This is a genomic window from Flavobacterium sp., from assembly GCF_050696275.1.
GTDB lineage: Bacteria > Bacteroidota > Bacteroidia > Flavobacteriales > Flavobacteriaceae > Flavobacterium.
In genome coordinates this window covers 1-24224 of record NZ_JBOGUT010000003.1, presented here as the reverse complement: position 1 = coordinate 24224, position 24224 = coordinate 1, and the positions used below count along the sequence as shown (strand labels likewise).

General features: G+C 35.2%; 22 protein-coding genes and 2 pseudogenes. 19 read left to right on the top strand and 5 right to left on the bottom strand.

What is annotated here, in order from left to right; translation table 11 throughout:
* Nucleotides 1-5 precede the first annotated feature (5 nt).
* The 14 genes and pseudogenes from ACRDEC_RS02510 to ACRDEC_RS02445 all read left to right on the top strand — a co-directional run bounded on the left by ACRDEC_RS02510 (nt 6) and on the right by ACRDEC_RS02445 (nt 12084).
* The gene (locus tag ACRDEC_RS02510; RefSeq protein WP_431496755.1) at nt 6-650 is read left to right on the top strand and encodes a peroxiredoxin; all 645 of its coding nucleotides are present in this window, start codon (nt 6-8) and stop codon (nt 648-650) included.
* A gap of 208 nt (nt 651-858) precedes the next feature.
* A complete protein-coding gene (locus tag ACRDEC_RS02505) occupies nt 859-2274 on the top strand; it encodes an MBL fold metallo-hydrolase (RefSeq protein WP_431496754.1) in 1416 nt (471 codons plus the stop codon).
* Nucleotides 2275-2366: 92 nt separating this feature from the next.
* Nucleotides 2367-2669, top strand: coding sequence for a thioredoxin (gene trxA, locus ACRDEC_RS02500; protein WP_431496753.1), 303 nt, complete (start codon nt 2367-2369; stop codon nt 2667-2669).
* Nucleotides 2670-2687: 18 nt separating this feature from the next.
* On the top strand, nt 2688-3050 hold the full coding sequence (locus tag ACRDEC_RS02495) for a heavy-metal-associated domain-containing protein (RefSeq protein WP_431496752.1): 363 nt from the start codon (nt 2688-2690) through the stop codon (nt 3048-3050).
* Nucleotides 3047-3307 carry a heavy-metal-associated domain-containing protein gene (locus ACRDEC_RS02490; RefSeq protein ID WP_431496751.1) on the top strand — a complete coding sequence of 87 codons (261 nt, stop codon included), beginning with the start codon at nt 3047-3049 and terminating at the stop codon, nt 3305-3307. Before ACRDEC_RS02495 ends, ACRDEC_RS02490 begins: the two co-directional genes overlap by 4 nt.
* A gap of 106 nt (nt 3308-3413) precedes the next feature.
* Complete coding sequence (locus tag ACRDEC_RS02485) at nt 3414-3983, top strand: YeeE/YedE family protein (protein WP_431496750.1); 570 nt, start codon at nt 3414-3416, stop codon at nt 3981-3983.
* 11 nt (nt 3984-3994) lie between these two features.
* Nucleotides 3995-4492 carry a DUF6691 family protein gene (locus ACRDEC_RS02480; protein WP_431496749.1) on the top strand — a complete coding sequence of 166 codons (498 nt, stop codon included), beginning with the start codon at nt 3995-3997 and terminating at the stop codon, nt 4490-4492.
* Nucleotides 4493-4507: 15 nt separating this feature from the next.
* Nucleotides 4508-4999, top strand: a pseudogene (locus ACRDEC_RS02475) (AAA family ATPase); the annotation flags it as partial.
* 38 nt (nt 5000-5037) lie between these two features.
* Nucleotides 5038-5490: pseudogene (locus ACRDEC_RS02470) on the top strand (hypothetical protein); the annotation flags it as partial.
* A gap of 12 nt (nt 5491-5502) precedes the next feature.
* Nucleotides 5503-5916 (top strand): DUF1801 domain-containing protein, encoded by a 414-nt coding sequence (locus ACRDEC_RS02465; RefSeq protein ID WP_431496748.1) that lies wholly within the window; start codon nt 5503-5505, stop codon nt 5914-5916.
* Between the two features lie 212 nt (nt 5917-6128).
* Nucleotides 6129-8960, top strand: a complete 2832-nt coding sequence (locus ACRDEC_RS02460; protein ID WP_431496747.1) for a TonB-dependent receptor — start codon at nt 6129-6131, stop codon at nt 8958-8960.
* The gene (locus ACRDEC_RS02455; protein ID WP_431496746.1) at nt 8920-10248 is read left to right on the top strand and encodes a DUF5690 family protein; all 1329 of its coding nucleotides are present in this window, start codon (nt 8920-8922) and stop codon (nt 10246-10248) included. The genes ACRDEC_RS02460 and ACRDEC_RS02455 overlap by 41 nt, the downstream gene beginning before the upstream one ends.
* A complete protein-coding gene (locus tag ACRDEC_RS02450; protein WP_431496745.1) occupies nt 10232-11392 on the top strand; it encodes a TIGR03364 family FAD-dependent oxidoreductase in 1161 nt (386 codons plus the stop codon). The genes ACRDEC_RS02455 and ACRDEC_RS02450 overlap by 17 nt, the downstream gene beginning before the upstream one ends.
* On the top strand, nt 11392-12084 hold the full coding sequence (locus ACRDEC_RS02445) for a phosphonatase-like hydrolase (RefSeq protein ID WP_431496744.1): 693 nt from the start codon (nt 11392-11394) through the stop codon (nt 12082-12084). Before ACRDEC_RS02450 ends, ACRDEC_RS02445 begins: the two co-directional genes overlap by 1 nt.
* A gap of 84 nt (nt 12085-12168) precedes the next feature.
* On the opposite strand, the gene ACRDEC_RS02440 is transcribed toward ACRDEC_RS02445, so the two are convergent.
* The 3 genes from ACRDEC_RS02440 to ACRDEC_RS02430 form a co-directional block, all read right to left on the bottom strand.
* Nucleotides 12169-12744 (bottom strand): helix-turn-helix domain-containing protein, encoded by a 576-nt coding sequence (locus ACRDEC_RS02440; protein ID WP_431496743.1) that lies wholly within the window; start codon nt 12742-12744, stop codon nt 12169-12171.
* A gap of 194 nt (nt 12745-12938) precedes the next feature.
* The gene (locus ACRDEC_RS02435; RefSeq protein ID WP_431496742.1) at nt 12939-13634 is read right to left on the bottom strand and encodes an SIMPL domain-containing protein; all 696 of its coding nucleotides are present in this window, start codon (nt 13632-13634) and stop codon (nt 12939-12941) included.
* Between the two features lie 48 nt (nt 13635-13682).
* Nucleotides 13683-14309 carry a rhomboid family intramembrane serine protease gene (locus tag ACRDEC_RS02430; protein WP_431496741.1) on the bottom strand — a complete coding sequence of 209 codons (627 nt, stop codon included), beginning with the start codon at nt 14307-14309 and terminating at the stop codon, nt 13683-13685.
* 94 nt (nt 14310-14403) lie between these two features.
* On the opposite strand from ACRDEC_RS02430, the gene ACRDEC_RS02425 reads away from it, so the two are divergent.
* Entirely contained in the window at nt 14404-15270 is an 867-nt protein-coding gene (locus ACRDEC_RS02425; RefSeq protein ID WP_431496740.1) for a lysophospholipid acyltransferase family protein, read from the top strand.
* Between the two features lie 11 nt (nt 15271-15281).
* On the opposite strand, the gene ACRDEC_RS02420 is transcribed toward ACRDEC_RS02425, so the two are convergent.
* Nucleotides 15282-16769, bottom strand: a complete 1488-nt coding sequence (locus tag ACRDEC_RS02420) for an aminotransferase class V-fold PLP-dependent enzyme (RefSeq protein WP_431496739.1) — start codon at nt 16767-16769, stop codon at nt 15282-15284.
* Nucleotides 16770-17122: 353 nt separating this feature from the next.
* Here ACRDEC_RS02420 and ACRDEC_RS02415 point away from each other — a divergent pair, with 353 nt between their 5' ends.
* The 3 genes from ACRDEC_RS02415 (at nt 17123) to ACRDEC_RS02405 (ending at nt 21592) form a co-directional block, all read left to right on the top strand.
* On the top strand, nt 17123-19303 hold the full coding sequence (locus tag ACRDEC_RS02415) for a hypothetical protein (protein WP_431496738.1): 2181 nt from the start codon (nt 17123-17125) through the stop codon (nt 19301-19303).
* Between the two features lie 167 nt (nt 19304-19470).
* Nucleotides 19471-21036: a protein adenylyltransferase SelO gene (locus ACRDEC_RS02410; RefSeq protein WP_431496737.1), complete on the top strand. Its 1566-nt coding sequence runs from the start codon at nt 19471-19473 to the stop codon at nt 21034-21036.
* 34 nt (nt 21037-21070) lie between these two features.
* The gene (locus tag ACRDEC_RS02405) at nt 21071-21592 is read left to right on the top strand and encodes a DinB family protein (RefSeq protein ID WP_431496736.1); all 522 of its coding nucleotides are present in this window, start codon (nt 21071-21073) and stop codon (nt 21590-21592) included.
* 321 nt (nt 21593-21913) lie between these two features.
* Here ACRDEC_RS02405 and glmM read toward each other — a convergent pair whose 3' ends face one another.
* Nucleotides 21914-23308 carry a phosphoglucosamine mutase gene (glmM, locus tag ACRDEC_RS02400; protein ID WP_431496735.1) on the bottom strand — a complete coding sequence of 465 codons (1395 nt, stop codon included), beginning with the start codon at nt 23306-23308 and terminating at the stop codon, nt 21914-21916.
* Between the two features lie 127 nt (nt 23309-23435).
* Between glmM and ACRDEC_RS02395 the strand changes: the two genes are divergently transcribed.
* Nucleotides 23436-24032: an ACP phosphodiesterase gene (locus ACRDEC_RS02395; RefSeq protein ID WP_431496734.1), complete on the top strand. Its 597-nt coding sequence runs from the start codon at nt 23436-23438 to the stop codon at nt 24030-24032.
* Nucleotides 24033-24224: the final 192 nt, after the last annotated feature.

Sequence of the window (24224 nt, the reverse complement as noted above, 5' to 3'; positions counted from 1 at the left end):
AAGTAATGGAAGAAAAAGCAATATTAATGCCTAGAATTGGCGATATGGCTCCAGACTTTGAAGCTGTAACTACAACAGGAAACCTAAAGTTTTCAGAATATAATAAAGGAAGTTGGATCGTATTCTTTTCACATCCTGCAGATTTCACACCGGTTTGCACTACAGAAATGAGTGGCTTTGCCAACGAAAAAGATTTTTTTGCAAAACACAATACTAAATTAATGGGATTAAGTATTGATAGTATTCATGCACACATTGCTTGGGTAAATGCAGTACAAGAAAAAACAGGGATTTTATTTGAGTTCCCAATCGTTGCAGATATTGATATGAGTATTTCAAAATTGTATGGAATGCTACAACCGGGAGAAAGTGAAACTGCAGCAGTAAGAGCAGTATTCATAATGGACCCGGAAAGTAAAGTGCGTTTAATTATGTATTATCCCTTAAATGTTGGTAGAAACATGGATGAAATTAAAAGAGCATTATTGGCTCTTCAAACTTCAGATGAACACAAAGTGGCTATGCCTTTAAATTGGCAACCTGGCGAAAAAGTAATTGTCCCGGCTCCAAAAACCGTTGAAGCATTAGCTGAAAGAAAAAAAAGTGATTTAGAAATGGTGGATTGGTATTTGGCAAAAAAATCTATTTAATTTAGTTCATCAAAAATTACAAAAACCATTCTAACTGAAGAATGGTTTTTTTTATGATTTACACCTAAAATTTACTTCTAAAGTTTTCTCGTGACTTTTGTCACATACTATAAATACTCATAAAATAATTATTTTTATGTGATAATTATCACTTTAAATAAAATGCAATACCTATAATTTTGTCTCATTATTAATTAAACAATGTATTATGAAAATCGAACAAATTTACACAGGATGTATTGCACACGCTGCATACTATTTAGAAAGCGATGGAGAAGTTGCAATTTTTGACCCATTGCGTGAAGTACAGCCTTATATTAATAAAGCCTTTAAAAACAATGCAAAAATTAAATATGTTTTTCTTACCCATTTTCACGCTGATTTTGTTTCGGGTCATTTAGATTTGGCTAATAGAACGAATGCGAAAATTGTCTATGGTCCAACCGCTAAACCAGCCTATGAAGCTATCATTGCCAAGGACGATCAGGTATTTGAAATTGGAAACTGCAAAGTAAAAGTGATTCACACACCAGGTCATACCATGGAAAGTACCACTTATCTACTGATTGATGAAAAAGGAAAAGAACACGGAATCATAACAGGAGACACCCTGTTTATTGGAGATGTGGGCAGACCTGACTTGGCACAACACGTTGTCGCCGACTTAACCCAAGATAAATTAGCACGTTATTTATTTCATTCATTACGAGAAAAAATCATGCCTTTATCAGATGATTTAATAGTATATCCAAATCACGGTGCAGGTTCTGCTTGTGGCAAAATGATGAGCAAAGAAACTACCGATACTTTAGGCAATCAAAAGAGAACGAACTATGCTTTAAATCCAAAAATGACCGAAGACGAATTTGTATCGGCTGTTTTAACAGGTTTAACAAATCCACCGGGTTATTTCCCTTCCAATGTTTTAATGAATATAAACGGGTATGAAAGTTTAGATGCTGTTTTGAAAAAAGCTAAAACGCCTTTAAATCCAACTGAATTTGAACTAGTCGCAAACGAAACCATGGCATTAGTTTTAGATACTAGAAATGCTGAAGAATTTGCAAAAAGATTTATTCCCAACAGTATTAATATTGGTTTGGATGGTAGTTTTGCCATGTGGGTTGGTGAAATGATTGCCGATATTAAACAAGAAATCTTATTGGTTACTGATATTGGTAAAGAAGAAGAAAGTATGGTACGTCTATCTCGAATTGGGTACGATCATACTATTGGATACTTGAACGGCGGAATTGATGCATGGAAAAACGAAGGTTTTGAATTGGATACCATAACCAGAATTACAGCCAAACAGCTAGAAGACACTATAAATTTTGACGAAACGTTAATTTTTGATGTTAGAAAGAAAAGTGAATTCTTATCAGAGCATCTTGTTGGTGCAATTAATGTCCCCTTAAACGAAATCAACAATCATCTAGCTGAATTTCCAAAAGAGAAAAAATTCATCTTACATTGCGCAGGAGGTTATCGCAGTATGATTGCAGCATCAATTTTGAAGCAACGTGGCTGGGATAATTTTGTAGACGTTATCGGTGGTTTTTCAGAAATCAAGAATACAAATCTTTTAAAATCAGATTATGTTTGCCCAACAACACTGTTATAAACCTAACTATGTCTAATTTTTACCGCAATGGCATTATTTAATGCTGATTGTAAAAACAATGGCTACTCAGTTCCAATAAAAAAATAAAGAAAATGAGTAAATTTAATGATATAATCTATTCCGAAAAACCAGTTTTGGTAGATTTTTTTGCCACTTGGTGTGGTCCTTGTCAAATGCTGTCTCCCATATTGAAACAAGTAAAAGACAATCTTGGCGAACGCATCACTATTATTAAAATCGATGTAGACAAAAACCAAGAACTGGCTTCAAAACTTCAAGTTCGTGGTGTCCCTACAATAATTTTATTCCAGCAGGGAAATCAATTATGGAGACAGTCTGGTGTTTTGTCTAAAGATGAAATCACCAAAATTATATTAGAAAAAACTAACGGATAATTTAATACCTATTTTATCATGAGAAAAAACATGGGTTTCGCAGATAAAAAGTACGAACAATTATTTCAAAGAGCTTTTGTTTTCAATTCGATTTCATTGGCGAAAGATTCGGTTCCTAAAAGAGAAAAATCAGAATTGTTTATTGAGTTTCAAAAAAACAGCTTCGGTCAGATCAATTTATACTACTTTGAAGGTATTACTTGCAATAGTTGTATGAATACCATTTCAGCTAAATTTATAGAAATTGATGATGTTTTAAGCGTAAGTATGACTATCGATTTTTCAGAAATTTTAATTGTTAGCAAAGCAGAAATTCCTTTAAAAAAATTACAAGAAATCGTTTCTTATGATAAAAAATATAAAATAAATAAAGTAAAATGATACACATTATAGAAGTTGAAAACATAAAATGTGGCGGCTGTATGAACAGTATAAAAACCGCATTACAAAAAACCGAAACAGTTACAGATATCAAAATCGATAAAAACACAGAAACCATAACAATAAATGCAGCTAGTGAAAGAGAACTATTGGTAAAAATACTTTCAAAATTGGGCTATCCAGAAAAAGGACATAATTCAATACTTCATAAAGGAAAATCTTTTGTAAGTTGCGCTATTGGAAATTTATCAAAATAGAATCTGAGAAAAGTGTTTGAGAATTCAAACACTTTTTTTCTTATGTGACAAATGGTACAAACCAATACTTTTTTATAGTTCAATTTTGCATTACAAAATTATAACTATGGAAATCATTGAACTCATTAAACAACCCTGGACTTGGTACATAGCTGGTCCGTTAGTTGGTCTTACTGTGCCAACATTATTAATTTTAGGCAACAAAAATTTTGGTATCAGCGCCAATTTACGTCACGCTTGTGCCGTTTGCTTACCTGCAAACATTCCTTTTTTTAAATACGACTGGAAAAAAGAAGTCTGGAATATGTTTTTTGTGTTTGGAATTTTGATTGGAGGCATTATTGCTTTTAACTTCCTATCAAACCCAAATCCAATCACAATAAATCCGAATTTAAAGTTACAATTGGCAAATTATGGAATTACAAATATCAGCGGAATGTTACCTGAACAAATTTTTTCTTGGGAAAATATATTTACACTTAGAGGTTTTCTAATGATGGTTGTTGGCGGATTTATGATTGGCTTTGGCTCTCGCTATGCCGGTGGTTGTACAAGCGGACATGCCATTTCAGGTTTATCAAACTTACAATTACCATCACTAATTGCTACTTGCTGTTTTTTTATTGGTGGACTAATAATGATAAATTTCATTCTGCCTTATATCCTCTCACTGTAAATTAAATAATCATGAAAATTAAAGATCAAAATAAAGATTTTGAAACACGCTCATTAGATACTGTTTGTATTAATGAAAGTCATTTAAAACATAAATGGTATCACAATATTAAATACCTTATTGTAGGAGTATTGTTTGGAATTGTATTCATCAAAGCTGAAATCATTAGCTGGTACCGCATCCAAGAGATGTTTCGTTTCCAGTCGTTTCATATGTACGGTGTTATTGGTAGTGCAGTTGGGGTGGGAATAATTTCTGTTTTTTTAATAAAAAAATTTAATATCAAAACCATATATGGTGAAAAAATAGAATTCCACGATAAGACATTTAACAAAGGGCAAATCATTGGCGGGTTAATATTTGGTTTAGGTTGGGCAATTACTGGAGCTTGTCCGGGACCCATTTTCGCTCAAATTGGAACTGGAGTTACCGTTATGATTGTAACCTTATTTTTTGCTATTCTTGGCACATGGGTTTACGGATATTTTAGAAATAAGTTACCTTATTAATCTTTACAAAAGAAATTAAAAATAAGCAATGTTGTATCTTCCAGAATTGGTGAAACTTCCAAAAACCTCAAAACTATTTTTGATAAAGCGGCCAGAGAAAATGCTATTCTGTTTTTAGATGAATTTGACCAAATAGGGAAAATGAGGGAAAATAGCGATAGTGATGTTGGCGAAATGCGAAGACTTGTAAACACATTAATTCAGCTTATCGATTATTTTCCTGAAAAGTCGTTATTAATTGCTGCCACCAACCATTTGGAGATTCTTGATAAAGCAATAATAAGACGTTTTCAATTGGTCGTAAAATACGAAATGCCTAATCAAAACACCTTAGACCAATATTACACTAAACTACTAGCCCATTTGCCTGAACATCTTCGAACAATACAACGCAAATACGAAATTTCATTTGCAGAAGCTAAAGACCATGCTTACACAAAGGCCAAATCTTTACTATTAGAAGAGTTAGAAGCTAATTCTCAAAATCTGGCACTAACCATTTCTTAGCTGGTACCAAAGACTTTACAACTGGTACCAAAGACTTTGTAACTGGTACTAATCATTTCTTAGCTGGTACAAAAGACTTTGCAACTGGTACTAATCATTCCTTAACTGGTACCAAAGACTTTACAACTGGTACTAACCATTTCTTAACTGGTACAAAAGACTTTGCAACTGGTACTAATCATTTCTTAGCTGGTACCGAAGACTTTATAACTGGTACTAACCATTTCTTAGCTGGTACCGAAGACTTTACAACTGGTACTAACCATTTCTTAACTGGTACCAAAGACTTTATAACTGGTACTAACCATTTCTTAACTGGTACCAAAGACTTTACAACTGGTACTAATCATTTCTTAACTGGTACTACTCATTTCTTAGCTGGTACCGAAGACTTTGTAATTGGTACTTTAAAACTTCCTAACCAATATTTTCCTATCTTCGTTTCAACAGAAAGAATACTGCTCGTATTCAGCATAACCAATACCAACTAAAATCATTGCATCATGGGGAAACTAGCCGAAATTAAAACGAAAGAAACTAACGCAAGTGTTGAAGATTTTTTAAACAACATTGCCGAAGAACAAAAGCGTAAAGACAGCTTTACTATCCTTGAAATGATGAAAAAAGCAACCGGAGAAGAGCCTAAAATGTGGGGAACTTCCATCATTGGTTACGGAAACCTGATCTATAAGAGTCCTGCCTCCGGAAGAGAAGTCGAATGGTTTAAAATAGGTTTTTCTCCACGTAAAGCAAATTTGACATTATATCTCATTGGTGGTATTCAATCTTGTGCTGAAGACTTAGAAAAATTAGGCAAGCACAAAACGGGAGGCGGCTGTCTTTATATCAATAAGATCCAAGACATCGACATCCATGTTTTGGAAACTATTATTAATGCATCCGCAAAAGGAGAATAATCTTCTTTATCCAGCCCGAGTCCTAACTTCACAGCAATCCGAAGAATACAAACCTCTTTACATTAAGTAAATGAGGCCAATACATTATGGGCTTTTTCTGCTTAACAGTTAATTAACTTCCCTACTGTTTAATAACTTTTTCTTAATTTCAAAATTTTACAAATATTAATATTTATACGTTTTTTTGCAACGTATTTTTAATATATGTAAACATGAAATCGAAATTTAAAACATTCCTGTTGTTCATAAGCTGCTTTTTAAGCATGCTGTCCTATGGTCAAAAACAATCCATTTCAGGAACTATCAATGATGGAAACCTACCTTTACCGGGTGCTTCAATTACTATCAACGGAACAATAAAAACAGCCGTTACAGACTGGGATGGTAAATTTTTAGTAACTGATGTGCCGGTTGGGGAACTCACACTTAAAATCACTTATTTGGGGTATGTTGGAATTGAAAGGCAAATTTCAATTAAAGAAAACCAACAATTCAATATCGGAACCATAACTCTTATTCCAGAACATAAAGAATTAAATGAAGTTGTTGTGGTAGCACAGAACTTAAGAAACAGCGAATCCAGAGCATTAAACATGCAAAAGAACTCGGTGAGTATAATGAATGTTATTGCTGCTGACGGAATTGGTAAATTACCAGACAGAAATGCTGCAGAAACAGTACAGAGAATTCAGGGTGTTTCCATTGAAAAAGATCAGGGAGAAGGCCGATTCGTTTCTGTTCGCGGATTACCTCCGTTTTGGGCTTCAACAACCATCAACGGAAATAGAATCCCAACTGCCGAAGAAGAAACAACTTCAAGAGCCACGGCTTTCGATTTTTTTCCGTCGGAATTAATTGCTTACGTACAAGTTAATAAAGCTATAACTCCCGATATTGAAGCAGATGGCATTGGCGGAAGCGTTAATTTCATTACTCAGACACCACCGGAAAAAACAACGATAAGTGCCACGCTCGGAAGCGGTTATAATACCAAATCCGACAAAGGAATCTACAATATTTCGGCCACTTTAGGAGGAAAAACCAAAGACAAAAAGTTTGGATATTTAATTAACCTTACCCAATGGAACAGAAACTGGGCTACTGATAACTTTGAAGCCAGAAGAGACGGAGACGAAGGTGTATTCCGCTTAGAATTAAGAGATTATACCGGAATAAGGAAAACTACCGGAATAAATTCTGCATTTGAGTACTCTATTTCTCCCAAAAATAAAATATACCTGAAGAGCCTTTATGGGACTTTGGCTGACAATGAAACACACTACAAGCACCGCATCCGTTTTGATAAATTCAATTCGGCAACCAATGTAGCCAGAGTAGAATTACAGAATATCCATAATGAATTAATTACGGAGTTAAAAGCGGTTAATTTTGGCGGTAAGCATGAATTATCAAGTGGTAAAATAGATTGGGATTTGGCCGTTTATGAGAACGAATTCAGATACGGAAACATTCCTGACAGGGAAAACAAATCGTATTATGTTGTAAAATTTCGTCAGGATGGCGTAGGAATTAACCCTAATTACATTTCTGATAAAGGAAAAGGCCCAAGAGCTTATTGGTCTGTTGATGGCGGTCAGCTCGACTATAAAGATACTGATGCTTTGTTTGGGTTTTACAGTAATCCGGATTTCAAAATGGATGCTTCAAAAATGAAATTTTCCGATTTGGAATTTTATAAGATTTCAATTATTGAACGGGATAATATAGTAGCTGCGTTTAATCATGAATTTACTACTTCCGAAAAACTCTCTTTTAAATACGGACTTAAGTTCAGAGACAAAGACAGAAGAGCAAAATTTGAAGATGTTTTTTATACCTGGAGCAGCACTAACCCAGCTCCTTATTTGTCTAATTATGCACAATACATTACCGAACAACCTGGCAGAACTGATTATTTAACAGAAATAAATGCGACTGTTTCCAATTCTTTCGGACCGGTATTGTCTACTCAAGGAATGAATCAATTCTGGAATGAAAACCAAAATAATGTATCGGTAAGTACTGCCGATTCTGAAGGACTGGCCTTTAATTCAGGCTTAGGGAGAAATTTCGATGTCGATGAAACACATGCAGCCGCTTATGGTATGGGAACTTATACTATTTCGGATAAATTGACTCTTTTAGGAGGAATAAGAGCCGAAAATACTACTACAAAAGTGAGTGGTTATAATGTTGTAAACGGTGATTTGCTAAAAGTTCAGAACAAGAAAGAATATCTGGCGGTACTTCCCATGATACATGTAAAATATTCGCCGACTAATGATATGAATTTACGTTTTGCAGCAACAAGAACATTTGCCAGACCAAACTATGGAGACATTACTCCGGGTGGCTCTTATGTAGAAGCTGACAATGAATTTAAAGGGGGAAATCCGTCCCTGAATCCTACTTATTCTTTAAATTTTGATTTGATGGGTGACTATTATTTTTCTAATGTAGGTACTATTAATGTCGGTTTATTTTACAAATCAATCACTGATCCTATTTTTCAGGATACTTACAGAGCAAGTTACAATGGCAATACAGGCGTAGAATTCAGCACACCAAATAATGGTGATAATGCTTGGATTGGTGGTTTTGAAGCAGGAATTACAAAACGTTTCGACTTTTTACCAGGCTTCCTGAAATATTTCGGAACGCAGTTAAACACTACCCTAATGACTTCTGAAATGACAAAACCCAGCGGAAGAAATGTAAACTTACCGTATCAGGCAAAACAAATATACAATGCTCAATTGTTTTTTGAAAAAGGAGGTTGTAACGTAAGATTGGCATTCAACCACAAAGGAAAATACGCTATTGCTTATGGAGAAAGTGATATAGATGATGTTTATTATGGAAAATACAGTTCTCTTGATTTAGGATTACAAGTCAAATTGACAAAACACATTTCGATTTATACCGATATAAACAACATTTTAAACGAACCGCTTATTTACCATTATGGTGCATCTGAAGATCGTCCAAAACAAGTCGAGTATTATGGAATTAAAGGAAGTTTTGGAACAAAATTCAATTTCTGATAATATGTCAAGCTCCCGATTTCTTTCGAAAAATAATGAGTTTGTGCTTAGAGCGGCTTTTGCAGCTTTTGGAGTCTATTTTTGCATGTACGCATTTAGAAAACCCTTTACTGTTGCTACTTTTGAAAACATCTCTTATTTAGGTATCGATTATAAAATACTGCTAATCATCGCTCAGGTTTTCGGGTATTTCATTTCTAAGTTTTTAGGGATAAAAATCATCTCAGAGATGAAATCAAACCTAAGATTAAAATATTTACTCGGGTTTATACTCATGGCAGAATTGTCACTTTTGGGATTTGCCGTAGTTCCAAAACCGTATAATATTCTTTTTATGTTTTTGAACGGACTTCCTTTAGGAATGATTTGGGGAATTGTTTTTTCTTATCTCGAAGGAAGAAAATCAACGGAATTGCTAGGATTGATACTTTGCTCAAGTTTTGTAGTTTCTTCCGGATTTGTAAAGACCGTCGGAAAATTTACTATGGATTCTCTTGGAATAAATGAATTTTGGATGCCCTTCTGTACAGGATTATTTTTTCTGATTCCTTTGTTATTTTTTGGACTTCAATTAGAAAAATTGCCTCCGCCAAATGCGGAAGACATGGCACAAAAAACAAAACGACTGCCTCTTAACAAAAAAGAGCGATCAAAATTGCTGCAAAAGTTCTTCTATCCTCTTTTATTCCTCACCTTTTTCTATGTTATTCTAACTGTTTTGCGTGATTTCAGGGATAATTTTACACGGGAAATCTGGGATTCACTCGGTTATAAAAACAATGCAGTCTTGTACACCTTGAGTGAGATTCCAATTGCGATTATTGTTTTGACAGTTTTTAGTTTTTTAGGTACAATGAAGAATAATTCAAAAGCGTTTTTGTATTATCACTATGCGCTTTTCGCAGGAATTTTAATCATTGGGCTGTCAACATTATTTTTCAGGCTTTTACTAATCGGCCCCGTCCTTTGGATGGTTCTCTCTGGATTGGGCATGTATTTATGCTACATTCCTTTTAATGGGATTTATTTTGACAGGATGATTGCCACTTTTAAAATAAAAGGAAATGTGGGCTTTTTAATTTATTTTGTAGATTCTTTTGGTTATTTAGGAAGCGCCCTGGTTCTTTTATACAAGAATTTTGGTCAGAAAAACAGCTCCTGGCTCCAATTTTATATTAATCTGAATTACATCATTGTTTTCTTCGGATTTACAGCAGTTACAATCACATTGCTATTTTTTAAAAAATCAACAACACAAATCAATTTAAGATATGAAAACCAAATATGATTTAATCATCATTGGCGGCGGTGTTTTAGGTACTTTTCATGCCTATCATGCTTTGAAGAAAAAATTAAAAGTCGCCATATTTGAAAAAAATGCCCAGCCTTTGGGAGCAACAGTCCGGAATTTCGGGCAAGTCGTTCCTTCCGGTATGGATTTGAAATGGCAAAATTTCGGCAGAGAAAGTTTGTCAATTTACAAAGAACTTCAAACACAAACGGATATTTCAGTTAGAGAAAACGGTACAATCTATATCGCTTCAAACGATGAAGAAGTTCAACTGATTGAAGAATTGCATCAAATCAATAAAAATAATAATTACAATTCTATTTTACTTTCAAAAGGAGATTGTCTAAAAAAATATGATGGTTTGCGCTCTGATTATTGTAAAGCTGGTCTATTTTTTCCAGATGAAATTACTGTCGAACCGCGCCTGATGATTAATAAACTGCAACAATTATTAATTAAAAATTATGGCTTGGATATTTTTTTCAATACAACCGTACTTAATACTCAAGAAGTCAATAACCGTTGTGAAGTCACTACTGCTGATGGCGAAATTTTTACAGCGGGGAAAATAATTATCTGCGGAGGCAGTGAGTTTAAACTATTGTATCCTTCAGTTTTTGAGAATAGTGATATCGTGGTGACTAAACTACAAATGTTGCAAACAAAGCCCCAAGGCATTTACACCCTTCCTGGCTCTATTTTGACAGGACTAACCATCCGTCGTTATGAATCGTTTGAAGAATGCCCCTCTTACAAAGAAATTAAAGAGAAAGAGGACTCAAACAGCTTTGAAAAAAAATATGGGATTCACATCTTGTTCAAACAAGCAACGGACGGCTCTGTAATTTTGGGAGATTCACACGAATATGCAACGGCAAAAGAGATCGATTCGTTGGGTTTCGATTTAAATATGGAAATTGATGAATTTATGATTAATGAAGCTAAAAAAATCATTGATTTGCCAACTTACGAAATCAATAACAGATGGTCAGGAATTTATTCACAATGCAAAAACAAGGATATTTTTGAGCATACTGTTGGCACTAATATTCATATCATTACAGGAATTGGAGGTAAAGGAATGACCGGAAGTGCAGGATATGCAAAATATAGTATCGATACCATTTTTAATTACAATTAATGAAAAATAAAAATATCAAATTGGTTGTTTTCGATATGGCCGGAACAACTATAAATGAAGACAATTTGGTTTATAAAGCCTTACACAAGGTGTTTGTCAAAATGGGTTATACCGTTACTTTAGATTATGTTTTACAACATTGTGCAGGGAAAGAAAAGTTGAATGCCATAGTAGAACTCCTTAACGATTTAAACTACCCAACAACCCAAGCTGATGCCATTTTTGAAGAATTTTCCAAAACATTAAAATCAGTTTATGAAGAATCCGAGGTAAAACCTATAACGGGAGTCGGTACTTTTCTGACAAAGCTAAAAGCAGCTAATATCAAAGTCGTTTTAAATACCGGATACAATAGTTATACAGCTAATCAATTATTGGATAAACTGAATTGGAAAAAAGGAATTCATTTTGATGCACTGATTACAGCTGATGATGTGTCCAAAGGAAGGCCTCATCCCGATATGATTTTAAAAGCTATGGATGAATTCGATATTGACGACTCTCAGAATGTTTTGAAAGCAGGTGATTCTGTAGTTGATATTGAAGAAGGTAAAAACGCAAATTGCGGGCTGACGGTTGGTGTGCTTTCAGGCGCCCAAACAAGAGAAGAGCTTCAAAAAGCGAACCCGGACCTTATTGTAACTACTATAACGGAGCTGGATTTCTTATTTGCTCAGCCTGTTATTAGATAATTATTTTTTTGTTTTAATTTGTCAAAAGAGGTTTCCATAATCAGGAGCCTCTTTTGTTTTTTTATAATTTAGATTGAACTGTTTTTAATTTTTATCCGAATAAAAATAAAGCACAAGCATCGTGCAGTCTTTTGCAGAATTATTCATTGGTACATGAGGAAATTTTCCGTTAAAATATAAAGAATCTCCTTCTTTTAAATCAATTTGTTCATTATCGATCAAATACGTGATTTCTCCATTTAAAATATACTTGAATTCCCACGCATCTGTAATTACTTTGTCTCTCTTAGAATTCGGTTTAATAGTTAATAAAACTGCTTCAAACCCTAAAGCATGTAAACTTTTACTAAATATATGCATATAGCTAAACCCTTCAGCTTCTACTTCTTTTTCCAGATTTTGCTGGTTTTCTTTTGGAATATGAATGAATTTTGCATTCGATTTCTTTTCTACTCCTTCAAAAAAATAACTGGCATCAATCTCTAAAGACTGTATCAAATCTAAAAGCACCGGTAAAGAAGGAATAGTTCTTCCATTCTCAATACGGGAAATCAAGCCGTTACTGACATTGGCTCTATTTGCCAACTCGTTTATGGTCAGATTGTTTTTTTTTCTGATATCTTTCAATCTTTTCCCTATTCCTATTAAAAAATCATTCATGTGAGAACTGCTATTGTATAAATGTAAAGTACGCCAAAATTATCTTTTTGAGCAATCGTAATGGTATAAAATTAAAAAAACATAATTTCTATTAATTTCAGTTTTTATTTCCAACCGAAGGAAGGTTAAAATCAAAAAACGGAATCCAACAAAAAAACCACTCCTAAGAGTGGCTTTTCTAACTGTAAATAGTATTAATCTAAAATAAAAGCAACTTGAACATTTGCTGTTATTTCTATCTCTCCTACTGCAAGTGTTTCTCTTGGCATAGAAGCATCGGCTGCTCCGGCCATCATTGCTCCTTTGTACATTGGTTGTGGGTAATAATTTTGGGAATTATCCGAAATTAAAATCACTTTGCCCACTTTTTGATTTAAAGCCGAAGCATAATCTACTGCTTTCTGTTTCGCATCTAGTATTGCTTTCTTACGAGCTTCAGATTGGTATTGCTCTAATTTTGAAGATTTAAACTCTACTCCATTAATATTTGTAATACCTGTATCCGTAATTCCCATCATGAACTCATCGTACTTTTTGATATCTTTCAATGTCACACAAATACTTTGGTGTGCAACATAGTTGTATTTCTTTTTCTCGTAATCATAGTTTTTACTCAAGCTGACAGCTGTCGTTTGAAAATCAGATTGCGGAATGTTACTTTGCTTGATAAACTTAATAACTTTTTCAATGATAATATCATTTGCTTTTTTTACTTCCGATGCATCTTTTCCTGTATTCTCAACTCCCAATGTAATAATTACCTGATCCGGAGTTACTTTAACCTTCCCTTCTCCAGCCACATTGATTTGAGGAACCGGATTCTGTTTTTGATCTTGTGCGTATGTCATCACAGTAAAAAGTGTTATTAATGTTACTACTAAATTTTTCATATGTATGTTATTTTTGATTTTCTTGGGTACTGCAAATCGCGTGCCAAACTAAATTTTGCCCATCTTGGCCAGAATAAAAAGCAGAACAATAGGAACTGCCAAAAGCACCACTGTTGATGTATTTTCGAACAACATAGCCGGGTCTTTCGATAATGTAATAATGTATCCGCCTATCGCACCTCCAAAATGAGCCGTATGGCCGATATTATCTCTTTTAGATTTCATTCCGTAAATAGACGATAATAAATACAGAAAACCATAAATATACCCAGGTATAAACCCAAAGATATACATCCCTTTTTCCAGCAAAATAGCACTGAAAATAATTCCTGTTACCGCACCTGAAGCTCCTATAGCTCTGTAATTATAATCATTTTGATGAAAATAAAGCGTGAGCAGACTTCCGCACAACAAACTTCCTATGTAAATCATCAAAAATGAAAAACTTCCAAAATACACAACGATTACCGGAGCAAACATATACAATGTCAACATATTAAAGAACAAATGCCCCCAATCTGCATGAAGAAAAGCCGAAGAAATCATCCTGATTTGTTCTCCCGCCCGAATGCTGCCGATATGAAACTCAAACTTTCTAAAAAAAGAGACATCTGTAAAACCTTTATAACTAAAAAACACGTTTGCGGCAATTATAGAAATCAGAAAAGTATTCATAAATAAAAATTTGATAGTAAATATACTAAAACCATTTTATATAGAATTATATCTAAAAGCAGAATAAGAAGTATATTTGCTAAAATTTTATCTAATGCAATTACTTGTTTACCTCATAGTTTATCCCATACTTTGGCTTATTTCCATACTTCCATTCCGATTGTTGTATCTTTTCTCCGATTGTATTAATTTCCTAGTGTATCACATTATAGGATACCGGAAAAAAGTGGTCCGTGCAAATTTGGCATTGGCATTACCCCATCTTTCTGATACAGAGCGGTTGGCCATTGAAAAGAAATTCTACAGCCATATGTGCGATATGTTTTTAGAAATGATAAAAACCATGACTATTTCCGAATCCGAAATATTCAAAAGATATAAGCTTACCAATCTGGAAGTTTTGAACAGCCTGGAAGAAAAAGATAAAAGTGTTGCTTTAATGTGCGCACATTATGCCAGTTATGAATGGGCTGTTTCACTTAACTTGCACACCAAATTTATTGGTTATGGAATATATAAACGATTGGCCAATCGTTATTTTGATCAACTGGTACGCAAAATCCGTTCGAGGTTTAAAGCAGTTCTGATTACGACCAAAGAAACAATCCCTACAATTGAAGAAAATTTCAGAGCCAAAAAATTAGGCACCTATGGTTTTGCAAGCGACCAATCACCAAAACCTAACGCACCACATTGGACTACTTTTATGGGAATTGAAGTTCCCGTTCATACTGGTGCCGAGATGTTGGCTAAAAGATTTGACATGAACGTCATCTTCATGAAAACCAAAAAGATAAAACGTGGTTATTACGAAGGTACTTTTGAAATACTTTCAGAAAATGCTTCTGCCGTGCCAAATTATGAAATTACCGATAAGTTCTTACAACTTGTGGAAGAACAGATACACGAAGCTCCTGAATACTATTTATGGACACACAAGCGTTGGAAACACAGAAGATAGAAAATATATCGCTAAATTTTAAACCAGGATTTCACCATTTCTTTTTCCATATTTCTTGCGTTTTTATGGATAAATTCATTCGTTTTGGCATTGTAAATATAATCTTTTGACCATATTTTGTGGTTTTCTGCCAATGATTTAATGCTTTCGCAAACGTATTGTACTTCTTCTGAAGTCGTTGTCGGATGGATGGACATTCTAATCCAGCCCGGCTTTTTAATCAAGTCCCCCGAAGTAATCTGGCAAATCAAATCTTGTGAAGTAGCCTGATCTACATGCAGCAGATAATGTCCGTAAGTTCCGGCACAACTGCAACCGCCTCGGGTTTGGATTCCAAATCGGTCATTCAGTATTTTTACTCCTAAATTAAAATGAAGGTCATTAATATAAAATGAAATCACACCTAATCTGTCTTGGTGCTCTTTAGCCAGAATATTGATGTTTTCAATATCTACTAATTGCCCAAAAACAAAATCTACGATTTCATGCTCACGCTCCAAGATATTGTTTACACCCATTTGCTCTTTCAGCTGAATAGCTAAAGCAGTTTTAATAACCTGAAGAAAGCCTGGAGTTCCACCGTCTTCCCTATCTTCAATATTATCGATGTATTTGTGCTCGCCCCAAGGATTTGTCCAAGAAACTGTTCCTCCTCCCGGACAGTCAGGCACGTTGTTTTTATATAAGTTTTTATTAAAGATTAAGACTCCTGAGGTTCCTGGTCCGCCTAAAAATTTATGTGGAGAAAAGAATATTGCGTCTAAATAGCTCTCAGGATCTTCCGGATGCATGTCAATTTCAACATAAGGACCCGAACAGGCAAAATCTACAAAACAGACACCATTATTCCGATGCATTATCTTAGCTACCTCGTAGTATGGTGTTTTAATCCCGGTCACGTTGGAACAAGACGTAATTGATGCAATTTTAAAACTTCTGTCTTTATATTGTTCTAATAGTTTTTTAAATTCTTTTATGCAAAATAGTCCATTATCATCTGCAGGGATTACCACAACATCTGCAATAGTTTCCAGCCAAGATGTTTGATTGGAATGGTGTTCCATGTGTGAAATAAAAACAATAGGCTTGATTTCTTTTGGAATTGCAGTAAATTCTTTTAAGTTTTCAGGAACTTTAAGACCTAAAATACGTTGAAATTTATTTACAACGCCAGTCATTCCCGTACCATCATTAATCAGGATATCATTGTCGTTAGCATTTACATGACGCTTAATAATATGTCTCGCTTCATGATACGCCATTGTCATTGCTGTACCGGAAATAGTAGTTTCAGTATGTGTATTAGCAACAAAAGGGCCAAAATCATTCATCATCTTCTCTTCAATAGGACGATACAGGCGGCCACTTGCCGTCCAATCTGTGTAAATGATTTTCTGCTCGCCGAAAGGAGATTGAAATTTTTGATCGATTCCAATAATATTCTGACGAAATTGTTGAAAATAGTGTTCTAACTCAGTTGTTGGTTCAGTAATAGTCATGTAGGCCTAATTTGGTTCAAATATAGAGTTTTTTGTGGAAATGGAAGCAGGAGGCATGTTATTTGTTTTTTGATATTGATGAATCCAGCAATCTATTATTTAAGTATAAACCACTGATAATGTGATAAATAAACTTTAATGTTTTTTGAGGAAAAACCGTAAATCTATTTCCATTAATCCTATTAATTTTAATAAGAAAATTCTAAGTAAAGTGTGGAAGCTATTCCGCACTCAGTTGTTCCCCCAACAATTGGATAAACTAAATTCCTTTTTTGGCAAAGTTTATCCAACAAAATGTTTACGGAACAAGCCGAAAATCCGATCCAAGAGTAGGCAAAAAAAACAACTTAAAAATGGCTGAAAAAAGAAATCTTGTAACCATCAGGGCAAGAAAAGAAGATGCTAAAAATGCAGACGCACTAATTGCATACTTAGTAAACAACAACGGAGAACTCATTGAATCTTCGCCTTTCAAAGGAGGTGATGCTCAATTCAAAACAGATGCAAAATCGATTCACGGAAAAACAAAAATTTTTATTGGACCAACAATTCCTGCCGAAGCCGGTAAAAGAAAGATAACAGAAAAAGCACTTATTAAAATGGGAGCCTGGCAACCTTCCATACGTCCGGGAATTAATGATATAATCAGCTTACCTTTATTACCGCCTATTATCAGTCCGCTTCCTTTTAAATGGTGTCATGTAACGGGTACATTAACCAAATCATTCACTATTGATGGCGTAAACAAAGTACTTCCTGTCTGCAATGCTCGTGTACATATTTGTGAAGTGGATCCTATAAAAATCTTTTGGCCAAAAATTCCAGATAAAATTATTATTGATTTGTGGTGGAGACTCAAAGATATTGTAAGGAAGCCTATTCCATTGCCAGATCCGAATCCCGGCCCGATACGCTTTCCAAGACCGTTAGCATTAAGAGATTTAACACCTTCCATCAGTAATCGAATTGATTTTCAACCAACTGATTTTATAAAGCGAAGTGAAATAGTGAATCAGCAAGCTAAATTACCCGCTTTCCCGCTTCAGGTTCAAAATGCTATCTTATCTGACTCAATTACTGTATTCAGTGATACATTGAAGAACAATTTCACCCTGTTTCATCCTTATTTATGTTTGTGGCCTTGGTATTGGCCTTGGTTTTATAAAACGGACCCTATCGCTACAGTTTCAACGGATTGCAATGGTCAGTTTGATTACAAAATGCTTTATTTACTTTTAGGAGACCATCCAGACATTTATATTTGGGTTGAAGTATTAATTGATGGGCAATGGGTTACTGTTTATCGTCCTCGTGTTGCCTGCAATACACATTGGAATTACGCTTGCGGTTCAAATATTAATATCCGTATCACTGATCCTCAGGTAACTCCTTGTGTTTGTGATCCGCTCCCTGGAGCTATAGTATGGATGAAGCGTGTTAATAGCGGCGTAAGTATTAGAAGAATTCAACAAAATGAAAATCCTTCAGGTCATTTAGCAAATGCTGTGGGTCTGACCGCTTTTGCGACTACCAATACGGTAAGTCCTTTTGGATCATCTTTCCCATTTGTAGTTCAGTTTGGCAGTGGTTTTCCAAGTGCAGGCGTAACACATTACCGCTGGAAATTCAGAAAATTAAAAGACGGTTATCTGCAAAATGACATAAGTAATATTAAAATGCTTGAAGGTGAGATTGCAAAACCATATACTTACGAAGTTGAAACACCTGACGGAACTGTCTTTGCTTCAGATAGTTTTAGGCTTGGCCCAACTTATGACGCTGCAGGTATCCCAAGATATAAAATTCCTCATGTAGAGGCGTCAGATGATGTACCGACACGTCCAACAGCAGAATGGAATCAGGATACAGCTTCAATATACATTAATTCATTAAATCTTTCCGATGGCTTGTATGAGTTCATTTTCGAACTGCTCAATAATGCCGGAGACGTAGTTCCTGTTCCTGCCAACACTTTTGTTGTCGATACTAAATTAACAACAGGTCCTGCAACAGTTATTGCTGATGGATTGCCTGAAAATTATCTCGAAAAAAATGTGGGTGGTCAAGCTCTTAATTTTAAATTTAAGATGAGAATTGACAATACAAGATGTTATGCTGATGTTCTTGATGCTCTGGTTGATGGAAATACTACTGATACAGAGTGCGGATTTGGACATTACAACAATAAAGCAGGAGATTTTGCAGCTCTTAGATTCCTTGCCGGGCAAGAACATGATTTTGCTACTTACAACTTTAGCGTTGTTAAAGGAAACAGCAATCCGGTAAGCACTGCAAACGCAGCTGCTCCGGTAACTGTAGGTAATAATGGTTATGCAATCACGGAAGTAATTGTAGCCGGCGTTGTAAAAGACAGGTATCAGAAAAGCAATATTCCATTGTCAACAATGCTTGGAACATGTACATTAGCTGCTTTTGCAGAAAACCTTCATGTAAAAGCTACACACACTGACGGAAGCAGAGTCTTAGAAGAATATGATGCAGGAGATACTGCAGCAATTGCAATTGCTCCATAGTTCACTAAAACGAAGATTAAAACCTGAAAACCTTGAGTTCATGCTCAAGGTTTTTTTATGAAATAAAGATTTCAATTATATATTTTTTAGCAATTTCAAAGCCAACTTATCCCATAATAATTACTAATTTTGAATAACATAATAACGATTAGTTTTTATTAAAAATCATGAATTTTACTATCAAAAATAGGTTTACTTCTGAGCTTCCAGCCGATATTGACGAATCTAACGTATCCCGACAGGTTCATAATGCCTGTTTTTCCTATGTTACACCCCGAATTCCATCAAATCCAAAACTAATCCATGCTTCAACAGAAACAGCGGAATTAATTGGCCTCACAGGAAAAGAAGTCCAATCCGAAGAATTTACAGCTGTTTTTTCAGGAAAAAAGATTTTAGAAGGAACGAATCCTTTTGCCATGTGCTATGCCGGACATCAGTTTGGCAATTGGGCCGGGCAATTGGGAGACGGAAGAGCTATTAACCTGACAGAAATAGAATATCAGAATCAATCCTATACTTTACAATTAAAAGGCGCCGGAAAAACACCTTACTCCAGAAATGCAGATGGCTTAGCCGTTTTACGTTCTTCTATCCGAGAGCATTTATGCAGCGAAGCAATGCATTATTTAGGTATTCCAACCACAAGATCGCTTTCTTTAATTTTAACCGGAGATGAAGTCCTTCGTGATGTTATGTACAACGGAAATCCTGCTTATGAAAAAGGAGCTGTAGTTTGTCGTGTCGCACCTTCTTTTATCCGATTTGGAAGTTTTGAAATTTTCGCCTCCCGAAATGATATAAAAAACCTCCAGCTCTTAACTGATTTTACTATCAAACAGTATTATCCGGAAATTGCTTCTGAAGGCAAAGACAAATACCTGGAATTTTTCAAAACAGTGGCAGACAGCACCCGAAAAATGATTCTTGACTGGCAGCGTGTAGGTTTTGTACACGGCGTCATGAATACGGACAATATGTCAATTCACGGAATTACCATCGATTATGGCCCTTATGGCTGGCTGGAAGATTTTAACACTGACTGGACTCCTAATACCACTGATATACAGCACAAACGCTATCGTTATGGCAACCAACCTGAGATTGCCTTATGGAATTTGTACCAATTGGCAAATGCTTTATACCCTTTAATTGAAGAAACATCAGGTCTGGAAGAAATTTTAAACTCCTATGCAAATCTTTTTGAAAGAGGCTATTCCGAAATGATGCGAAACAAAATCGGTATTGAACTGCATAACATAGAAGACACAGCGATTATTGAGCAACTAACGCAAAATTTACAACTTTCAGAAACTGATATGACGCTCTTTTTTAGGAATTTAAGCCTTGTTACGAAAGACGATACTCCTGAAAAAGCAATGCTTAAGATTCATGATGCTTTTTACAAGCCATCAGAAATAAAAGATCGTATTTTGGATACTTGGGTATATTGGTTTACAAAGTATATCAATCGATTAAACAAAGAAATGGTATCAGACGATGTGCGTAAAACCAAAATGGATGCTGTAAATCCAAAATATGTACTGCGAAATTATATGGCACAACTAGCTATTGAAGCTGCAGAAAAAGAAGATTATTCACTCCTGAATGAAATACATGTTTTATTAAAAAAACCATATGATCATCAACCTGAATTTGAAAAATGGTTTGTCAAAAGACCGGATTGGGCAAGGGAAAAAGTAGGAAGTTCAATGCTTTCCTGTAGTTCATAATTTCACAATGCAATAAATCACCTAAAATAATACTATGCAATTTAATCTGGAACACTCAATACTATTTTTGGAGCGTACTCCTCTTATTTTGGAAACTCAACTCAAAGGCTTACCTGAAATATGGACATCTACTAACGAAGGCCCGGATACCTGGAGTCCTTTTGATGTAGTGGGACATTTAATCTACGGTGAAAAAGCCGACTGGATTCCGCGTCTTGAAATTATTATGTCTAGCATCGGAAATAAAACATTTGAACCCTTTGACCGGTTTGCCATGTTTAATGAAAGTGAAGGAAAAAATCTCAATCAGCTTCTGGAAGAATTCAAACAGCTGAGAGAAAAAAATCTTACTATTTTGAAGGCAAAAAAAATTACTCCCGAAGATTATACAAAAACCGCCATTCACCCAGTCCTTGGGGAAGTCATGCTTTCCAACCTTTTATCATGTTGGGTTGCTCATGATTTAAGCCATTTGGCCCAAATAAACAGAGTAATGGCAAAGCAATACAAAGAAGAAATAGGACCTTGGATTGAATTTTTCAGGATGCTTCAATAAAGAAAACTTTAAGGAACGATTCGGGAAAGCAACCACCTTAGAGATCAGCAATGACATCATAAAACAAGTGAGACGAAAGTGTCTGCAAAAGAGATTGTGGCTATAAATAAAATTGCGACAATGATCTTCATTAAATTAAAACCTGTAGTTCTTTTTTACTGCCAAAAGATAAAATTGAAAATATCGATTGTCTAAAAACAAAACTGAAAGAACTGGCTTCCTATTTGAATGTTCCACACAATAGTGAGGAAAATTGGAAATGGAAATAAATCAATTTGGAAAGATTCAATAAAAAACCCTGAGCTTTCACTCAGGTTTTTATTAAATTCCAGCAACGGCCTTTATTTCATCTATAATTCTTAATGCCAATTCATCAGCTTCCTGCTGTGTTTTAGCTTCTGTATAAATACGAATAATCGGTTCAGTATTCGATTTTCTCAAATGCACCCAGTTTTCTGCAAAATCAATTTTTACCCCATCAATAGTTGAAATATTTTCTGCTTTGTACTTTTCTGTCATTCCTTCCAAAATCGCATCCACATCAATTTGAGGTGTCAATTCGATTTTGTTTTTACTCATATAATACTGAGGATAACCAGCTCTCAATTCCGCTACCGTTACATCTAAAGCTGCCAAATGTGTCAGGAACAAAGCAACACCAACCAGACTGTCACGACCATAGTGCGACTCAGGATAAATAATCCCACCGTTTCCTTCCCCACCGATAATCGCGTTGGTCTTCTTCATCAACTCTACAACATTTACTTCACCAACCGCACTCGCCTGATAACTTCCGTTGTGTTTTTCGGTAATGTCACGCAGTGCCCTTGAGGATGACATGTTGGAAACTGTATTCCCATGTGTTTTGCTCAATACATAATCGGCCACAGCCACAAGCGTATATTCTTCCCCAAACATTTCACCATCATTGGAAATAAAGGCCAAACGGTCAACATCCGGATCTACAACAATACCAAAATCTGCTTTTTCTTCCACTACAAGCTTGCAAATATCTCCCAAATGTTCTTTCAATGGTTCCGGATTATGAGGAAAATGTCCATTAGGTTCACAATACAACTTTACCACTTCTACCCCCATTTGCTCAAGCAGATTTGGAATAATAATTCCTCCCGAAGAATTTACACCATCAACCACTACTTTGAATTTTCTTTTGGCAACTGCTTCCGCATCAACCAAAGGCAAATCCAATACTTCATCAATGTGAATATCCATGTAAGCGTCATTGATTGTAATTTCACCCAAATCATCTACTTCAGAAAAATCAAAAGCTTCCGCATCAGCAATTTCAAGAATTTTAGCACCATCGGCTCCGCTCAGAAACTCTCCTTTTTCATTCAGTAGTTTCAAAGCATTCCATTGTTTCGGATTGTGAGAAGCTGTCAGGATAATTCCCCCGTCAGCTTTTTCCAAAGGAACGGCTATTTCCACCGTTGGAGTTGTCGAAAGCCCTAAGTCTATAACATCAATTCCTAATCCGATTAACGTGTTTACAACCAGATTATGAATCATTGGTCCAGAAATACGGGCATCACGGCCCACTACTACTTTTAATTTAGCACTGGTTTTATTCCCGTAGCTTTTCAAAAATGTTCCATATGCAGAAGCAAATTTTACAGCATCGACCGGTGTTAGGTTATCTCCAACTTTACCGCCAATAGTCCCGCGGATTCCTGATATTGATTTTATTAAAGTCATTTTTCCAATTTAATTTATAAGTTACAAATATAATAAAGTTGCCGGGTGGCGAAGTGACTTAGGTAGTAACTTTTTTTATATATTTACAAAAAGCCATGAGGCTCGTACTCTTAGCAACACAAAAAAAATGAACTTTCTCGCACATATCTATCTTTCCGGTGACAATGATTTGATGAAAATTGGCAATTTTATGGCCGATGGCATCAGAGGAAATGATTATATGAATTTCCCGGAAGAGATAAAAAAAGGGATACTCTTGCACCGGGCTATTGATACATTTACCGATGCTCATCCCATGTACCGAAAAAGTAAACACCGATTACACCAAAAATACGGACATTATGCCGGAGTGATTATGGATATTGTGTACGATCATTTCTTAGCTAAAAACTGGTTCGCCTATACTGATGAACCCCTTGACGATTATGCCGACAGGTTTTATCAATCGTTAAAGGACAATTACGACTCGCTTACCGAAAAAACAAAAGGTATGTTGCCTTACATGATGGCTCGCAACTGGTTACTAAGCTATGCAACACTTGCCGGTTTGGAAATGATTTTATTTCAAATGGATCATCGAACTAAAAACCGCGTTCATATGCAAGAAGCAATTGTTGAACTTCAGGAATATTATTCTGATTTTGAAAGCGAATTTACTTCATTTTTTGCCGAACTTCAACTGCATTGCCACGAAAAAATCAATTCGCTAAACAATATTTTGTAAAAAATTCTAGTGTGTCCTTCCTTCAGGTTGGGTTGTTCGCTGTCTTTTTTTATCCGGTTACTTGCTTAAAAAGCTCATTTTGCTTTCATTTAGAGGTTTTTGTTCCCCTTTTCAGCACAAAACAAGCTCCAAAAACCCTAAATAAGCCGGTTTCTGGTGTTTTTGAGCCTTACTTTCTGTAAAACAAAAACC

What these genes read in the sequence shown, in the direction of transcription:
- ACRDEC_RS02460 (WP_431496747.1), top strand. Translation starts at nt 6,129, where the DNA reads ATGAAATCGAAATTTAAAACATTCCTGTTGTTCATAAGCTGCTTTTTA.
- ACRDEC_RS02450 (WP_431496745.1), top strand. Translation starts at nt 10,232, where the DNA reads ATGAAAACCAAATATGATTTAATCATCATTGGCGGCGGTGTTTTAGGT.
- ACRDEC_RS02480 (WP_431496749.1), top strand. Translation starts at nt 3,995, where the DNA reads ATGAAAATTAAAGATCAAAATAAAGATTTTGAAACACGCTCATTAGAT.
- ACRDEC_RS02410 (WP_431496737.1), top strand. Translation starts at nt 19,471, where the DNA reads ATGAATTTTACTATCAAAAATAGGTTTACTTCTGAGCTTCCAGCCGAT.
- ACRDEC_RS02485 (WP_431496750.1), top strand. Translation starts at nt 3,414, where the DNA reads ATGGAAATCATTGAACTCATTAAACAACCCTGGACTTGGTACATAGCT.
- glmM (WP_431496735.1), bottom strand. Translation starts at nt 23,308, where the DNA reads ATGACTTTAATAAAATCAATATCAGGAATCCGCGGGACTATTGGCGGT.
- ACRDEC_RS02445 (WP_431496744.1), top strand. Translation starts at nt 11,392, where the DNA reads ATGAAAAATAAAAATATCAAATTGGTTGTTTTCGATATGGCCGGAACA.
- ACRDEC_RS02435 (WP_431496742.1), bottom strand. Translation starts at nt 13,634, where the DNA reads ATGAAAAATTTAGTAGTAACATTAATAACACTTTTTACTGTGATGACA.
- ACRDEC_RS02415 (WP_431496738.1), top strand. Translation starts at nt 17,123, where the DNA reads ATGGCTGAAAAAAGAAATCTTGTAACCATCAGGGCAAGAAAAGAAGAT.
- ACRDEC_RS02440 (WP_431496743.1), bottom strand. Translation starts at nt 12,744, where the DNA reads ATGAATGATTTTTTAATAGGAATAGGGAAAAGATTGAAAGATATCAGA.
- ACRDEC_RS02420 (WP_431496739.1), bottom strand. Translation starts at nt 16,769, where the DNA reads ATGACTATTACTGAACCAACAACTGAGTTAGAACACTATTTTCAACAA.
- ACRDEC_RS02465 (WP_431496748.1), top strand. Translation starts at nt 5,503, where the DNA reads ATGGGGAAACTAGCCGAAATTAAAACGAAAGAAACTAACGCAAGTGTT.
- ACRDEC_RS02455 (WP_431496746.1), top strand. Translation starts at nt 8,920, where the DNA reads ATGGAATTAAAGGAAGTTTTGGAACAAAATTCAATTTCTGATAATATG.
- ACRDEC_RS02405 (WP_431496736.1), top strand. Translation starts at nt 21,071, where the DNA reads ATGCAATTTAATCTGGAACACTCAATACTATTTTTGGAGCGTACTCCT.
- ACRDEC_RS02430 (WP_431496741.1), bottom strand. Translation starts at nt 14,309, where the DNA reads ATGAATACTTTTCTGATTTCTATAATTGCCGCAAACGTGTTTTTTAGT.
- ACRDEC_RS02495 (WP_431496752.1), top strand. Translation starts at nt 2,688, where the DNA reads ATGAGAAAAAACATGGGTTTCGCAGATAAAAAGTACGAACAATTATTT.
- ACRDEC_RS02395 (WP_431496734.1), top strand. Translation starts at nt 23,436, where the DNA reads ATGAACTTTCTCGCACATATCTATCTTTCCGGTGACAATGATTTGATG.
- ACRDEC_RS02490 (WP_431496751.1), top strand. Translation starts at nt 3,047, where the DNA reads ATGATACACATTATAGAAGTTGAAAACATAAAATGTGGCGGCTGTATG.
- ACRDEC_RS02505 (WP_431496754.1), top strand. Translation starts at nt 859, where the DNA reads ATGAAAATCGAACAAATTTACACAGGATGTATTGCACACGCTGCATAC.
- ACRDEC_RS02425 (WP_431496740.1), top strand. Translation starts at nt 14,404, where the DNA reads ATGCAATTACTTGTTTACCTCATAGTTTATCCCATACTTTGGCTTATT.
- trxA (WP_431496753.1), top strand. Translation starts at nt 2,367, where the DNA reads ATGAGTAAATTTAATGATATAATCTATTCCGAAAAACCAGTTTTGGTA.
- ACRDEC_RS02510 (WP_431496755.1), top strand. Translation starts at nt 6, where the DNA reads ATGGAAGAAAAAGCAATATTAATGCCTAGAATTGGCGATATGGCTCCA.